This is a genomic window from Psychrobacillus sp. FSL H8-0483 (assembly GCF_038637725.1).
Lineage (GTDB): Bacteria > Bacillota > Bacilli > Bacillales_A > Planococcaceae > Psychrobacillus.
Genome location: NZ_CP152052.1, coordinates 829,542 through 845,295, shown reverse-complemented (window position 1 = coordinate 845,295; position 15,754 = coordinate 829,542). Strand labels below are relative to the sequence as shown.

The 15,754-nt window shown below is 36.9% G+C and carries 11 protein-coding genes; 1 reads left to right on the top strand and 10 read right to left on the bottom strand.

What is annotated here, in order from left to right; translation table 11 throughout:
- Nucleotides 1–33 precede the first annotated feature (33 nt).
- From MHB48_RS03875 to MHB48_RS03830, 10 genes are all read right to left on the bottom strand, one after another.
- Nucleotides 34–678, bottom strand: coding sequence for a DUF624 domain-containing protein (locus tag MHB48_RS03875; RefSeq protein WP_342600242.1), 645 nt, complete (start codon nt 676–678; stop codon nt 34–36).
- Between the two features lie 60 nt (nt 679–738).
- Nucleotides 739–3,009, bottom strand: coding sequence for a heparinase II/III family protein (locus MHB48_RS03870; RefSeq protein WP_342601294.1), 2,271 nt, complete (start codon nt 3,007–3,009; stop codon nt 739–741).
- Between the two features lie 26 nt (nt 3,010–3,035).
- Nucleotides 3,036–4,466 (bottom strand): extracellular solute-binding protein, encoded by a 1,431-nt coding sequence (locus MHB48_RS03865; protein ID WP_342600241.1) that lies wholly within the window; start codon nt 4,464–4,466, stop codon nt 3,036–3,038.
- A 79-nt stretch (nt 4,467–4,545) separates the two neighbouring features.
- Nucleotides 4,546–5,607 (bottom strand): dienelactone hydrolase family protein, encoded by a 1,062-nt coding sequence (locus MHB48_RS03860; protein WP_342600240.1) that lies wholly within the window; start codon nt 5,605–5,607, stop codon nt 4,546–4,548.
- A gap of 15 nt (nt 5,608–5,622) precedes the next feature.
- A complete protein-coding gene (locus MHB48_RS03855) occupies nt 5,623–7,440 on the bottom strand; it encodes a hypothetical protein (RefSeq protein ID WP_342600239.1) in 1,818 nt (605 codons plus the stop codon).
- Between the two features lie 19 nt (nt 7,441–7,459).
- Nucleotides 7,460–8,695: a DegT/DnrJ/EryC1/StrS family aminotransferase gene (locus tag MHB48_RS03850; RefSeq protein ID WP_342600238.1), complete on the bottom strand. Its 1,236-nt coding sequence runs from the start codon at nt 8,693–8,695 to the stop codon at nt 7,460–7,462.
- 15 nt (nt 8,696–8,710) lie between these two features.
- Entirely contained in the window at nt 8,711–10,396 is a 1,686-nt protein-coding gene (locus MHB48_RS03845) for a hypothetical protein (RefSeq protein ID WP_342600237.1), read from the bottom strand.
- 160 nt (nt 10,397–10,556) lie between these two features.
- Nucleotides 10,557–13,379 (bottom strand): carbohydrate binding domain-containing protein, encoded by a 2,823-nt coding sequence (locus MHB48_RS03840; protein ID WP_342600236.1) that lies wholly within the window; start codon nt 13,377–13,379, stop codon nt 10,557–10,559.
- A gap of 421 nt (nt 13,380–13,800) precedes the next feature.
- Nucleotides 13,801–13,953 carry a hypothetical protein gene (locus MHB48_RS03835; RefSeq protein WP_342600235.1) on the bottom strand — a complete coding sequence of 51 codons (153 nt, stop codon included), beginning with the start codon at nt 13,951–13,953 and terminating at the stop codon, nt 13,801–13,803.
- A 34-nt stretch (nt 13,954–13,987) separates the two neighbouring features.
- Nucleotides 13,988–14,413 carry an HNH endonuclease gene (locus MHB48_RS03830; RefSeq protein ID WP_342601293.1) on the bottom strand — a complete coding sequence of 142 codons (426 nt, stop codon included), beginning with the start codon at nt 14,411–14,413 and terminating at the stop codon, nt 13,988–13,990.
- A gap of 245 nt (nt 14,414–14,658) precedes the next feature.
- Between MHB48_RS03830 and MHB48_RS03825 the strand changes: the two genes are divergently transcribed.
- Nucleotides 14,659–15,750, top strand: a complete 1,092-nt coding sequence (locus MHB48_RS03825) for a DUF5050 domain-containing protein (RefSeq protein WP_342600234.1) — start codon at nt 14,659–14,661, stop codon at nt 15,748–15,750.
- The last annotated feature ends 4 nt before the right edge of the window (nt 15,751–15,754 follow it).

Below are 15,754 nucleotides of genomic sequence, written 5' to 3'. Positions count from 1 at the left end.
AAATTTTACAATAATTCAATGTTTTTTAAAAAATTATATTCCTTTTTCTGTAACTGTCTTGTTATTTTTCGCTAAGTTCGTAAACATTTTGTTAGAAATAACCATTAATACTAGGCTTATGAGGCTACCTCCGAAAAATGGAAGTAATCCTGGAATTTTGATCATCAAATAATATGGGAAATAAAATCCTAAAACCATTAGCACAGAAAACAATGGATTAGAAAGTACAATGAGTAAGCAGTTTCTAAAATATTGCTTTAAGGTCAACTTATATTGAACGTAAACCGGGAATGCATATAGCAAAGCTACTATATAAATAGCAGCAAGTATAAAAAAGAATAAAGAAACAATTAATGCCCAAATAGTAGGAATGCCACGGAAAAACTGTAAATCCACGTATATTATTAACCCAAGTACTGCCCATGAATAGCCATATTTGTTGGATTGGAGGAATTCCTTTTTATACTCATTTTTAAAATGAGCGAATACCTTAAGTTCCTCTTCTTCCTCTTGTGTCCACTTTCTAAGTACAGAGAACATTGCCATGGTTGACGGAAAAAATCCTGCAATTCCCACACCAATGATTATCCCCACTAACCAAAGAATATTTAGATACGCAAGCTTCAAAGCCCAATCCATATAATGATATAACGAGCCTCTCCATCCAGTAAGTTCCATGTAAATCACCTCTTTAAATACAGATTATCATTGAAAATTCAGTCAATTATTAATGCAATTTCAAATGGATAGCTTGATTTCATATTTTCCAAACTTCAGATGAAATTCAAGCATTCCCTGTTCATTTTGATAGTTTATCAAATGCTCCTCATTATTTACTAATAGACCAGTAGGCTGGGGAGTTTTTATCCAAACCTGAGTAGTTTTTGGAAGCTCCAGCTGTATTTTTGCTCCTTTTTTATTAAAATGAACAGAAACATTCAGATCTTCAGTCGATTGAAAGATTGTATCCTCCTGTAGCTTCATACAGCTACCTTTTACGACAGATAACTTACTTAGCTTGTTGTCGTCGTTCTGAAATGAAATCCACCCCTGTTCTCCTTGAAGACCAATTTCACGATTAGAGGATGTTTGCCACACAGACTCTCTTTCCTCATTTACAAGAATATGATCTGTAATACCTTGACGACTAACCTCCATTTGAAATAGTGATCCATCTCTCGTTACTGAATACGCTAATTCGTTTTCTGAAGATTCAGGAACAAGCATCGTTATCATATATTGTAGCTGCTCCTTATCATGAGGCACTACCTGTAGATAAGAGCCATACTCTTCTGCTCCCTTATGCTGTTCTATGCTTTTCTTTGTATCTTCTGGATAGCAATCGTAAAGGGAAACGGAAGCTTTGTCTCCAGTGAACCTGATATGCTTTTCTTCTGTCTTCGTCCCTGGCAGTAAATTTTTATCCCCTGCGTATATTTGTGCTGGCGTATGGAAAAGAAAGCTGAGAACACTATCCGGATCCTCTTTAACTACCTTATCTACAATAAGATAATAGCTATTATCGATATGTACTATTTTTCGTTCCCATTGCGAAATACTCTTGTCGTAGGCACCAGCTGCTTCTCCACTTACAAAAGAATAGTTATCAGATGTATACCAGTCTACAAATTTACTTTTTCCTAATCGAGATTGTCCATTGCCATTTACAAGCATACTATTATGTCCAATTGTCCCAATCGTAAAATCTCTCCTTGGACCTTCCACATAATCCTGGTAACCCGGATTGGATATTAGCCATTCTCCAGCAACATGTAAAATAAAATTGTTTTGATCAAAATGATTATGATCCTTTGCTGATTGACTTGAATTGAAGGCTAATAGATGATTAAGATCCTTCCAACCACTTCTAAGTGAAGCCCAGCCTATCGTAGAAAATATATTGGAGCATTTATTTTCATAGTATTTTTCCGGCTCTAAAGGCTCGGGTAGATTATTCGCATGAAGTAATGTTTCCAAATGACTTTCAGAGAATTTATTTATATACCAGCTTGCAATACGATTTTGGTTTTTCGATGCAAGAATTGCCATAAGATAAGAAATATCCAAGCTATAAAATGAATCTGAAAAGTTTACAAAGCTCTTCTCTCCACCGGTACCAAGTGAATATATGAAGATATCAGGAAGAAAACTAAAGTATGGATGCTGGAGAAATTCTACATTTCCTGTCGAACGATGGTACGTATCCACTGCCAATAAAACATGTCTTACAGCAACATTTAAATACAATAGCCCCTCAATGTCGGCATCCTTCAACCTACTATCTAGATAATCGCTTATATAAGTACAAGAATTGAAGATGAAGGGTTCCACTTCGTCCTCACAATCACTATCTAAAATGGCAAGTGATCCGATAAGCATCGCTACTTGCTTTGATGCAATAATATTATGGCTATCATGATTGGCAAAATCTATACGGAAAGGCTGTAAACCTTTTGTTAAAATAGCATGTTTAATCGTATTTTTCTCCGAGTTGGATAAGGTATGCAAAATTGCATCGTAGCCAATTGCTGCGCCTATAGTGAAATGAGCATTACTTAAATTCCCTTCCGCACCTCTTAGCGGAAATTCAAACCATCTTGTAAACGAGGATAGAGCAATGAGATACTCCTTTACTTTTTCAGCAAACCTTTTTTCCCTCGTCATTCCATAGGCAAATGCTAAAATTCTAATTCTGTCCTCAATAGCTCGAGAATACATCGTCCAAAAAGGATAATCTTTATACCCTGGTGGATCCCCAACAGGCTCTAATTGTATTAATGGCAAAGGAATAGTCAGTTGAACCGAGCAGCTTGGATAGAGAACCGTAAACTCTTTTTCATCTACGTATGACTCTGCTAGTTCAAGCGTTTTATCCCACGCATTGTTAAAATCAATCCCACTTTCGAGTTTGTTATCTGCTAGTCTTGCTTTCATTTCCATTAGTTCCTCGTCATTATATAAAATTCGAGGATTTGGCTTTAATTGCTTAAGATGTTGAGCAAATTTCATCACAAGTACACCCCTTAGATAACGGTTTAACCGCTATACGTCGCTTGTTTTAAATTTAGAAGCTCTTCAATTCGTTTACATGTATCCTCTGCTTTTTCCATATTGGCCCAGAAAAATTGCATCTCTCGTTCAATTAGTTCAAATTCCTCGATCGTTAAATGAAGGTCTCTAATCGTCTTGGAGGATCCCATTACTTCTTTAAAAGCATTATATTGTTCAGGATGAACACCAGGCTGTAGAAGATTGTTATCCTCTGCAACTATGCGAAGCATCGGAATCGTACATCCATTTTGCTTGAGCAATGTTTGTGCTTCAGTACTTACCATAAAGCTAACAAATGCTTGCGCTGCCTCTTTAATATTGCTATTTGCATTAATTCCTAAAGCACCACCTAAAAGAAGTGTTCCTGGTGCATCATTTTGAGGAGGAGGAAGAACGTCCCATTTAATCTTATGGTCTCTAAATTCATTCATAAAATAATAGGTGGTCAAAATCATTGCTGCTCCTTCTCGCATAAAGAGATTTTCAGCTAACTCATTACTCCCGTGAGAGAATATGGGAGAGACTTGATGCTTATACATTAAATCACCACAGTAATTGAGCGCTTCTATATTCTCTTTTCTGTTCATAACTGATTTAGAGCGGTCCTCTGACATGAACGAACCTTTGTTTTGTAATAGAAATACTGGCCAGCGATTTGTGGAAGATGAAAAACAAAAACCGTACTCGTTAATCATACTGTCGCTATCCATTCCCTTCGTTGTACGGGTAGATAACTCTAACAGGTCACTCCAGTTTTCCATTTTGAAGTCCTTTGAGATCCCTGCCTCTTCAAACATTCGTCGATTGTAGCAGATCATCACTGGTGAAAATACAAATGGCGTTACAGGAACCGTCTGATTATACGTAAACATATCAAACACCTGCTTATAGCTATCCTTTTCTGTGTCAATATGCTCCGGCAAGAAAGGATCTAGCATATCTAAAGAGTTCGACTCCATTAGTTCCCGAAAATGATAGTCAGATACGATAAATACATCGGGTCCGTTATCATGCTTTAAGGATTGTGTCAGATTGTAAATATACTGGCTATTAGGCAGTATTTGAAGATTTACTTTTGTGAACGGGTTGAGCTGTTCGAAACGTTTTATAATTTTCCGTATAATTTCTATCTCATATGAATTAGAAAACCAACCTAGTGTAATCGTCTGTTTTTGCGTATCGTTTGGAATTGTTACTCTGTTTCCTTTTCCGGGTATTTTCTCAATTAGGCCTTCCTCGACAAGTTCTGCCAATGCCTTTCTAATGGAAACTCTACTTAATTCATACACTTTACTTAATGTATTTTCAGGGAGGATGAATTCACCAGGCTTAATCTTTCCTGAAATAATTTCTTCTTTTAATTCATGGATGAATTTATTGTAGCGATTTTCAAATACACTTTTTCTTTTTAGCAATTCCTACAACTCCCTACTAATGATTGCCCTACTTTTAATTAGGATAGCATATTTTGCAATGAAAACTTGAACGACTATTTTAGCTCAACCATTTATCTAGAAAAGCATAGGCAATTTGGCGAATTTCTGGTGGGAAATCGTGGCCTGAGTTCCCTATCAATGATGTAAATCGTTTCCCTTCTGCCATCCATTCATATAAGGAGTTAAGTTCAACTAATCCTTTTGCTGCAGGTTCCCAATGAGGAAAGATACCGTCATTTTGCCCCATCCATAGGAAGAAGGGGGTTGGAGCAACTAGTGCAGCTATTTCGGTGAATTCAAACGGTACGATTCCTTCATTTATATAATCACTAATCTTAGGGATATGGCTGAACCACTCTCTTCTGCCCCAGCGATGCACCTCCGGGTCTTGTGCGAAAAGTGAGAACCCACAGCTACAAACGACTGCTTTAACCCTCCTGTCGACTCCTGCTAGAAAGAAGCTATTATAACCGCCTAAAGAGTGCCCAATTGCACCAATTTTGGAGTTGTCTACGATACTTAGTTCCTCTAATAAGCTTATACCCTGTTGATGATCCACAATCATTTTAGCAACTGCCGACCACTCCGGGTGACTTTTATAAAATGCAGCCGTTTGAAACGGCTGATCGTTCTTTAATACTCGTTCTCCTGCAGTTATGGTATCTGGAGCTAAAACCACATATCCTCTTTTTACGAGCTCCAGTCCGTACTGTCTATTCTTCCTACCCGCTATTGTACTTATGTCCTCTTTCCCATTATCGCTCGTTGGATGGAGGGCAATCACTGCCCGAAACTGCTCGCTATTAGCTGAGTTCAATAATTGAAGCACATCACTTTTTGTTGCTATAATTTCTTCTTCATGGACTTTCGGAACTAAAAGATTTGCAGGTACCCAGTCCTCGTAAACCGTGGAATAGCAAATGTTGATCAGGTAATAATCGGTATGGAGCTCCCAGGAGTTAATCTTCATATTGGGTTTAACTAAAGGAGGAAGACCTCCTATACAATCTAACCAATTCCGGTGTATCATAGATCTTTTTTCATGCCAATCGACTATATCACTTACATTATGTAATAATGGTGGGGCTCCATCCTTTTCAATCGCTTTTAATGTATACATGGTCTTATCCCTCCTCTAATTTTCACCAATTTGAATACTACATAAATGACTTCCGCTACCATAGTAGATTCGACTATTCTTATGAACAATACCACTACTAGCGATCATCGGTAGTGAGTGAACTACTTTCGGTTCTACACACTGTTCCTCCTGAATCTCTATACTGAGCAATGTATGACTAAGAAGACAATAGAGCGTATTAGTCGGCAAATCATAAGCAAAACCATTTCGAACAATTTGTCCCCAGCTGGATAAATCTTGTTGGAAAAGGATCTGTTCGTTATATGGATTGCACACAAAGTAAATACTTTGTTCCGTAAGACAATGTACACGGTTGAATTGGTCAACAAAGATTTGAGCAATTTCACGAGCATCTTCTATTGGAACAAAACTATTTTTCACTTTTTGGGTCTTCCAGTCTAATACATATAAACGAGCCTCTTTTTCTCGTGATTCTGCTCCACCAGGTGTCTCAATACTCGTTCCACCAACGATATCACCAGAGCTCAATTCACCAAGGCTAATCGTACTCTGGTTTTCCACTACTATTTCATGTGTCAGCAGATGGTTTTCCTTAGATTCAATATGATAGATACCTAATGCCCCTCCGACCATTCCATATCCCGGAAATCCTCCCCAAACAATATGTTCATGATCCTTTAAAGCAATGGCGCAGCGAGGTCGGTGGATACTCTCTTCCCCCAGTACCAATTTTGGATTTTCACTCTTCCTAAATTTCTTCGTTGTATCAAAGACGTATAGCTTTCCACCTGCGTATGCTGCTCCTAAAAGTAAATTCCCTATGGAAGCATAGGCTGCAATATTTCCCCCGCCACCTTTTTCAATCACCTCTCCACCAAAATTAGTCGTCTTGACCGTGGAGCTATCAAATTGAAAAAATTGTAACGGATGCATAGATGTACCGTATATTCGATCATCAGGTCCGAGGTAAATAGTAGATAATTTCGCTCCGTCTGAGGTATAGCTAAAATGTATATTTTTTGTCTGTGCTGTTTCTCTGTGAACAAGTTCAATAAATCCTTCAGACAGACTATATCTCTCTATATTATAGATTCCCTCTTGATACCGATGAATCCTTTGAAATGCTGTACCAGTATAAAAAGAGGGGGATAGTTTTTCTACATCGATAGTTTCGAACTCTCCATTAGAAAACTTCATCCATTGCGGAGAACTAGTAGCTCCCATATGTCCGTATACAAATCCATCGTCACCTAAATAGATATATCCAGTTCCCTTTTCCCTTTGTGTTTCTGCGACAAGGTCTTTCTTCAAACCTTTTTCTAGATGAAAGGCAACTATATTTTTCTTTTCCGTTCCGATTCCTATATATGCCCACCCTGTGTGATCCACCGCTACAGTTCCTGGATACTTTTCGGTAATGTCCATCCTGCCATAGTCCATGATCTCTTTTGAGCGAGGCGAATAACAAAGTAAATGACAATGGGGATACGAGGTGAAATAAATATTACCCGGTATATCCTCCGCAAAGCTAAAACCTACAATTTCTTCCCCGTTTTCAATCACCTTATAATAAATAAATTGCTCTAAAAAAGGGTCCAATACCATAACCATATTTGCAGCACCGGTATAAAATAATCCATTGCTACTAAACGAGGAATAAGGATATTCTTCGTTATTTTCAGGAAAGAATACTTGTTTTATATGATCATTTTCAAGATTGACAATAATGACAAACCCTTTGGCAGCAATAACGAACCTATAGTCACCTTCCGAATTCATACATATTGCAGCTGTTCTTTCTTCCTCTGCTGAAACTGGAATACCATAGTCTGTAAACATATTTTTGAGCATAGTGACCCTCCTTCCAGAACTATTTACTATAATAGGAAGCAACTTTATTGATTGCGATAATCATCTCTTCTATATCTTGGTCTGTATAGAATTCATTTATATTTAATCGAATCGCCGTTTCTAAAATATTCTCGGCGTTTGGGCAGCTACCTATGGAATAATCATAGGATCCTAGATCAAATGGATAATGACTATTCAAATACGCCTGTTCCTTTTGAAATAAAGGCTGTGCATATAACACCTTCGGAATATAACCAGGCTGGTTTGGAATTCCTTCTGCTGCTAAAGCTTCCGAAAATCCCTCTCTTGAACAGGAAAACTGCTCCAGATTTAAGGTGAGCATGTAAAACCAATAGCTACACCAGCCTTCGTCGGTAGTTTTCATCGGATTGATCCCATTAATAGTACCGAGTCCTTGGTTTAAGCTTTTCCCTAGCTCGTTGCGTCTTGTACAGATCCAGTTAAGCTTTTTTAACTGCGCAATTCCAACCGCACCTTGTAGCTCTGTCATACGATAATTCGGCGCTAAGTATTCTAAATCCTTCATCACAGCGTCTTCTTGTCTACGATAATTTTTATCTGCAAATGCATGAGTAGTAAAATAATCTGATTCTTCCCCTGAGTTTACGGTCACCATTCCTCCGTCACCAGTAGAAATATGCTTAAAATCATTTGTACTAAAACAACCATAATCCCCAATTGTACCCGTTAGTCGCCCTTTGTAAGTCGTTAAATAACTTTGAGCACAATCCTCCACAACCTTAAGGCTATATTTTTTTGCAAGCTCCATAATAGGATCCATATCGCAAGGATTACCTGCTAGATGCACAACAATTATCGCCTTCGTCTTGGCTGTTATTTTTTCTTCGATTGATTTAGCAGTCAAAGTATAGCTATGGGGATCCAAATCAGCGAAAACTGGGATAGCATTTTGATAGAGAATCCCTACCACTGTCCCTTGGTCTGTAATAGGGCTTGTAATAACTTCATCTCCAACCGTAACTCCAGCTGCTCCAAGTGCGACATGTAGTGCAGCAGTTCCAGAAGAAGTAGCAACACTGTATTTAACTTTATAAAGATCGTTAAAATCCTGTAAAAACTGCTTTACTTTATTGCCAAAGTGATAGAATAATGTATTTTGCTCAAGTGCTTCTAGTAATTCCTTTGCCTCCTCTAACCCAAAACGCTGTCCTGTACCAAAGTCGGTCGTTTTCACCTTCGTACCGCCATTTAATGCTAGTATATTTTCTCCCATTATAAGTCCCCCATATTAGGATCCGTTCACTTTAACTTTAACTTCAACTTGCTTACAGCTAATGCCAAATCGTTTCACTACAACATTATCTGCATGGTTTTCGGCTACAGGAATAAGAATCACAAAATCATTTTCTTCATCCAGTGTAGTTACCTTTATAGCTCCAGAATGACTAATTCCATCAATTGTTACTCTACGACGTGCACGTTCCCAATCATTGATTTGCTTACTAGTCCAGAAGGTAAATCCCTGATCTTTAGCAGTCGTTATTAATTGAACAATGGCTTCTCTTACTTTTGGCTGATGGTAGATATGGTATTGATGGAACAGAAAATGAGCTACTCCATGTACACGCTTCACTCCATCTAAGAAAGGCTGAATGACACTAACATCTGATAATGTATTGTGATTTAAATCCTGCGTTAAAAATCCGATTTCTAAAACGTCATATAATCTATTTTTTTCATCCGCCCAAGCAATCGGAAAATAGGGGTGACATGTTCCAAATAAGAAACCAATATTCCCTTTTTTACTTGGACCTCTCGATTGATCCACTTGTATCTCATTGTTTTCACACCAAGCGTATAACTCTCCCCAGCCTTCAAAACGAGTATAGTGATTTTTATTGGAGACAGTATGGTCTGTATTTGTTGCTTTTTCTACCCATGCTAATTGCTTTTGAAAAGCTTCCGCTGACCAAACGCCCTCATCCTGTTCTAGTGCATTATAATGGAGGGCAATTTCATGACCATCTTTTTTTATTTGATCATATATTGAGGGACTGTAGCCTGGTGCAATCATGCACCAGGTAGATTGAACATTTTCTGCCTTCAAAGTATCTAATGTGATTTGCGCTGATTCATCCACATTTAAATCACTGTCATGGGAAATCATCGCAACATGTTGCACGTCAGCTGGCCAATAATCGAGGAACGGAAGTGTTAAGCCTTTTTCTAGTACTATTTTTAAAAGATGTTCCATTATTACTTCTTTCCATAAGTCGGCATATGGATGTGGAAAATAAGGCATTCCTGTTTCTGTAAATGCTCTATCCAAAACCCAATCTAGTTCAAAGCCATCCTCTGCCTTTAAGATTTCCTCATCTAAATTTGCCGAACCATCCGGAGCTGGTGTTCCATCCTCCACAACAGGCTTCGTTCCCTGCTGCAGTCCAACAATCGTTTGAGGAATCGCAATAGACCAGCGTTCAATAGTTCCAGATCCATATTTAATCTGTTGTAATGCCGATGCTCCTTGCCATGTTTTTGCCTCATCAGCTACAGAACCAAATTCCGTTACGCCTAAATTAGTTTCCTGTGTCCAGGGCTCTGCATCGAGAAAACGTAAAGGTGTATGTTGATTTAAGAAGGAAGATAAATCCGCATATCCCTTTTGAGGAGCATACTTATTTGAAAAACCTAATTTGCTTCGAATAGCGTCCAATCCGCCGTAGGAAATTACTGTCCCACCAGCGTGTACATATGCTAATATTTTGGAGCTTGCCTCTTCACTATCACGCAAATGGCTTACAATAAGTACATCAAACGATTCGTACTCATCCTTCTCACTTACTTTTTTATACGGGAGTCTTACATGTTCAAGAATTTCAAATAAATAGCTACTAAAAATATTCTGTCCTTCTAACCAGGTTAACTCCGCTTCTTTTTCATCAAAAAGAATACCAATATTCGCTAATTTCATGTTCTCAGCACCTCTATGAAGTAGTATAGATACATGTATTTTACATGTATCTATACTCTTTTCTTAGATCATATTATAGTTTTATATAATAAGCAATAAATTGTTTGAAATTTTAAATAATAAAAACAATTGTAGTAAATTTTTTAATTTTAATGGTATTTTACTTATTGTTTCCACCTTTATTATCGATCCAGACGGAGACCGTATTACTTTCAACAGTAACCCCATTTAATGTAACGTTTACTGTAATATCAGCTCTTCCACTTTTTTGGGCAGTCAAGATCCCATTGTTTATAGATACCATCTTTGGATTACTAACTGTGTATTCAATAGTACTCCCCGCCAATTCATAGGTGCTTCTATTATTCTCTAAAATAGCTTTAAGATGAAGCTGCGTAGTATCTCCAACTGTAAGACGTTGTTCATCAACTGACAGCTCTGCGCTCTTAATAGTTTGAATCAAACTATTATCCTCGTATTTATATAAGTTGATACCTTTTGATAAATAGAAGGCTCCAAAATCATCTTGGGCTAAATGCTCCACACCACTAGCAAGAAATTCATGTTCGTTACTAACTACATCAAATTTAAAAAACTTATTACCAATTACCCCATAGATGTTCCCATCCGTACCATTCTCAAGAGAAGCATTTCTCCAGTTACTTGAAGCTTTAGGGTCTATCTCCTTGCTATAAATTACGTTGTTTGTAGCAGGGTCAAATGCAAATAATGTTCCATCTGACATCCCCCAAATATTTCCGTCTGGGCCAAGGATTAATGCAGTTAATGCTCTTTTACCTGGTACAGGGACCACTTCAAAAGTTTTCTCTTGCTTCTCTATATCCCAAACAAATAATTTAGCTTCTGTTGTTGTAGGTGTAGAACCCTGCCCTCCAGCTACAGTAGTTCCGCCGTATACCTTTCCATTCGCATAAGCTAAGGAAACAATACTTTGGTCTTTCATTAAATTCCAATAAATTTCTAGATCTTTTTCTGTTCCTGGTTCATATATAGTAAATGCACCACCTAAATTCCCGTTTTTCGGTACAGTTCCTATGAACAACTTGTTATAATCATCTACTCCAAGCATCGCGAATGGTCTGTCTTGCAGTGTATAACCTGGTATGCTATCATTTTTTTCCAAGCTGAATAAGAGGTCAGGATTTAAATTATTAGAGTCCGTCCGATCCCATGCTTTGAATGGGTTATATTCATATATTTTGGCATTAGGATAAATTCCTAAATACATTTTATTGTTTAAGTTAGTCATTCCCTCACTTTGCCCAATACCATCAAATCGAACAGTTTCCTGTGAAGTAGGGATAAATGCACTCATGTTACCAGGTAGATAACCGGTACTATATATTTTTCCATCTGGTCCCTTCGCCAACTCATGAATTAAAACAGACTCAGAAGGTAAATCTAAATTTGTCAGCTTAAGGTTTCCATTTACCAAGTTATATTTATAAAGCTGACCACCATTACCGGAAAGACCCACCAGTGTATATCCTGGAAATTCTTCTTCATTTAATTGGATGAATTTATAACTTATAGCACTTCCTTTTAGATCCACATTCAACGATTGGAATGTATTCGTATCCAAATTGTACTCATGTAATATTCCAAAATGAGTGTAATAAACTTTATTGGCAATAGGAGATTTTTCCGAAACGCCTCTTGATGATTCAGGAATATCATATGTCTTCTCACCTGTGTCACCGTTCGTAGCCTCTACCAAATTTCCAGTTTCCGTATCGTAAATAAACATTTCAAATTTGGATTCTTTTTGTGCAAATAATTTCCCATCAACAAAATTTAAATCATAAACAGAAATAATATCTTCATATTGTGCGGGAAGAATATTTCTCTTTTCACCAGTAGCAATATCGTATTCTATTAAATGTGCTTTACTACCTACTCCTGCATAGACTTTTTGATTTCCTTCATCTAAAGCAACACTTCTAACCCATGACTGTCCATCAGCCATCCTTCCAAAATCCGTAAACATTTCAGTAGTAGGATCATATTCATAAACACTTCCAGAACCATAGGTACCTCCATAAATTTTCCCATCGCTTGCTGTAGTAAATGGATAAAGTACAGCATCTGTATCCTTAACCGGATGTCCAAGATTGATTAATTCATCGGTCTGAGGTAAATAACGGTAAAGAAAGCCCTTATTATATGCACCTAGATAAACAGAACCATCTGAAGCAACCTTTACACCCCACGCCCCAGATGTATCCTCTAACGTATAGCTTTTTATTAACTCTTCAGTAGCAACATCCACAATAGCAAATTTAGAAGGAATTCCCGCCACTACTGTATATAAGACATCATTTTCCTGAGAGTCTTTCCCAATATCCCCTAACATGACAGTTGTTTTCGTAACTTGGATACCTAAATCCTCAGCTACCTCTTCAATTGGGTTGATAGGCTTTACCTCCATTAAACTAGCATCATCAAAATAGAAGGTTCCTATATTTGCTTTACCAGAATAAAATAAAATAGCAGCCGATGCTGCTGTTTCCGGTGCAACAGCTGTAATGCTTATATCTGACCATGCAATTGCCCCATTTAACGACTTATTAAAACCAGTAATATATGCACCTTGCTGGTCAAAAAAACGAATGTATATTTCTCCAGATCCATTCGAACCCGTTTTGATTTTGGCAGATGCAGTGTATTCTCTACCAGGTGTAACAGAAACTGTATTACTTATTAATCCAAGGTTTTCATTCTTACTTGTATCTCTAATTTCTAAGCTTTTCGTACCTGAATAAAACTCATTCTCTACGGTCGTTATGCTAGTAGTACCAAAATTCTGTGTCCAGCCTGGGATAACTCCACTACCTGACGAATCCTCAAAGCCCGGGTTTTGTATTACCAAATCTTCAGCTGAAACTGAATGCATACTAGGAAATGAGAAGGTTACCAATAAAATCATACTTAATAGAAAAACAAAATTTAATACAATCTTCATTTTCTTCCTCCTTGAGTAGTAGATTGAAGAGCTTTTTCCGATAGATTAATCTGTTGCGTTTCTTATTGAAGCTGTCCGCTGTAGAGGTTAGGCGTTAGAAATAGTACATATTGATTTATTCTTCAAGTGAATTATACAAACCTCCTCCATTACTTCCTACTATGTATACATGTATATAACATGTATTTAATAATAAATGTAATTCAAATTGACAGAAAAATCAACTTTTTTATAAATAAGTTTGTTTAATAAGTAGTTGGATTTCTGATCCAGGCGGACGCTTCCGCGGGCGAAGCAGAGCCTCATGGAAAGCGATAGTGACAAGCAATTGTGAGGTGAAGCAGCCTTCACCTTCCCCACAAATTCAATACACCATTTGTAAAATAAAAAAACCGCCCTTTTTAAACGGCGGTAGGTTGATCTATTGCATTTTAGTATTTTCTAACAAGACTTTTAATTGAGCTGATAACTCATCGATAAACTCGCTTACTTTGATTGTTCTATTTTCGTTTCCTAGTGTATAACCGTATTCTAATATTTTTTTTAATTCTTCATTTAATTCTGTCGTGATCACGAAACTTCCTCCTACTATCTTTCTGTTTGCAATTTTATTTATTGTAATACAGAAATTGTTGATAACAGGCAATGTTACTAAGATTTAATAAATTAGAAATAAAAGACTCAGATGTAATATATTTCGCATCAAATTTTCTATATCCACTTCCACCACCCCAAATTTCCCGTCCATCTGTGTGACCAGTGTATTGATGTGTTTCTTCATTTACTAATTGAAGAACGACCGGATTTTCGCTATGGTGCCAGTCAAATACAGTTGGAATGTTAGCAGAAGTTAGTAATTGTATTTCTAAATTAGAAAAGCCTAATTCAGTTGCTACAATTAGAGATTCTTGTATAGCTTGAAAGAGGGTATCATTTGCTATTAGAAAATGGTTGTTGTCGCTTTCTAAATACAATTCTTCAGCTAAGACAGTACTAAATTTGGATTCAAATACTGGGAAAGTTCCAGTTAGCAGTTCACCACTGGATCATTCAATTGTATTCTCTACAAACGGGACCTTTCATTCTTAGTTCCTTTACTAGTATGAGAACCTGGTATCTCAAATTAGTTGTTACTTGGGTTAGCGGCGCCGAGCTAAATCCTTTTATATAGAAAAACCCATGCCAAATATGTCGGTATTTGTGGAACGAAACTACGTTTACGCGGTCTATATTTCACCATATAATATAACTAAATACTCAGTCGGAATGGGGATTATTAATGTCATTTAAAAAGAAACGAATCCTCGGGTGGATCGCTTTAATGTCTATGCTTTTATTGCCAAGTCAATCACTGGCTGCTGGAAAAGCAATTTATGTTCCACTTTCTTATGAAAACGGAGCTGCACCTGGAATTTATCAAGTAGTACCGAATACAAAGAAAGCTACTTTGATCATTAAAGATAACACTCATAAGTTAGTAGAAATAGAAAAACCCGTAGTCGAATTAAATGTAAATGGAGATAATAAACATTATAAACTAGGTGAAGTCACCACATCGAAACAAGTATTAGAAGAGCACTATCCGGATTATACACAGTTCTCTGATCCTATTGAAATTGGAAAAGAACTACTGTTTCAGAAGTACTTAGGGGAAACAACACATGAAGGTGGCTGTGGAGGTGCTGTCTCCGCCTTCACTTTACTTTATAAAAAAGCCGCTAACGGAAAAGATACACTACTAACTAAGGATACTATAGCAAATGCTACTGGAGATGCAGTACAAGTTAAGGAAAACACTATCTATTATACGAAAGTAAATAAAGACTTTTTAGAAAATTATACCCTGTACAAAATGGATGCTGATGGTAATAATAAAGTAGAAATAGCTAAGTCTATAGATGATTACATTCTTTCAGATACCAATGAAATTTATTACTTAAAGGACAATAAATTTTATAAAATGGACCTTAACGGAAAGAAATCGACACACTTAACATCTATTAAAGACCATATACATGGTGAGCTCCCTTGTGATGGACCAAATTACAAGTTCACCGATTCAGGTATATACTTTCACGCTGACTTCCAAACATCCGTCTATGACTTTGCAACTGGAAAAACAATTGTAGGAAAAGAAAACAGTTTTTATAATATTGTAGATCACTCTAAAAAACTTGATCAATTTGCTGTATTAGATTATGACTCCGAAACAGGCGCTACAATTGGAAATTCAATAACGATAATAGACAAGAATGGTACAACTATAAAAAATATCAAACTTTCTGCAGACGCGAAAAAAGTCAAGGTTGATATCAACACCGGTATAGTTAGCTACTTTGTAAAGACTGCTTTTTTTGAAGAGAAATATTGAATAC

Bases quoted from the DNA above. Each gene is read 5' to 3' on its own strand.
- MHB48_RS03875 (WP_342600242.1), bottom strand. From the start codon at position 678: ATGGAACTTACTGGATGGAGAGGCTCGTTATATCATTATATGGATTGG.
- MHB48_RS03870 (WP_342601294.1), bottom strand. From the start codon at position 3,009: ATGAAATTTGCTCAACATCTTAAGCAATTAAAGCCAAATCCTCGAATT.
- MHB48_RS03860 (WP_342600240.1), bottom strand. From the start codon at position 5,607: ATGTATACATTAAAAGCGATTGAAAAGGATGGAGCCCCACCATTATTA.
- MHB48_RS03855 (WP_342600239.1), bottom strand. From the start codon at position 7,440: ATGCTCAAAAATATGTTTACAGACTATGGTATTCCAGTTTCAGCAGAG.
- MHB48_RS03850 (WP_342600238.1), bottom strand. From the start codon at position 8,695: ATGGGAGAAAATATACTAGCATTAAATGGCGGTACGAAGGTGAAAACG.
- MHB48_RS03845 (WP_342600237.1), bottom strand. From the start codon at position 10,396: ATGAAATTAGCGAATATTGGTATTCTTTTTGATGAAAAAGAAGCGGAG.
- MHB48_RS03840 (WP_342600236.1), bottom strand. From the start codon at position 13,379: ATGAAGATTGTATTAAATTTTGTTTTTCTATTAAGTATGATTTTATTG.
- MHB48_RS03825 (WP_342600234.1), top strand. From the start codon at position 14,659: ATGTCATTTAAAAAGAAACGAATCCTCGGGTGGATCGCTTTAATGTCT.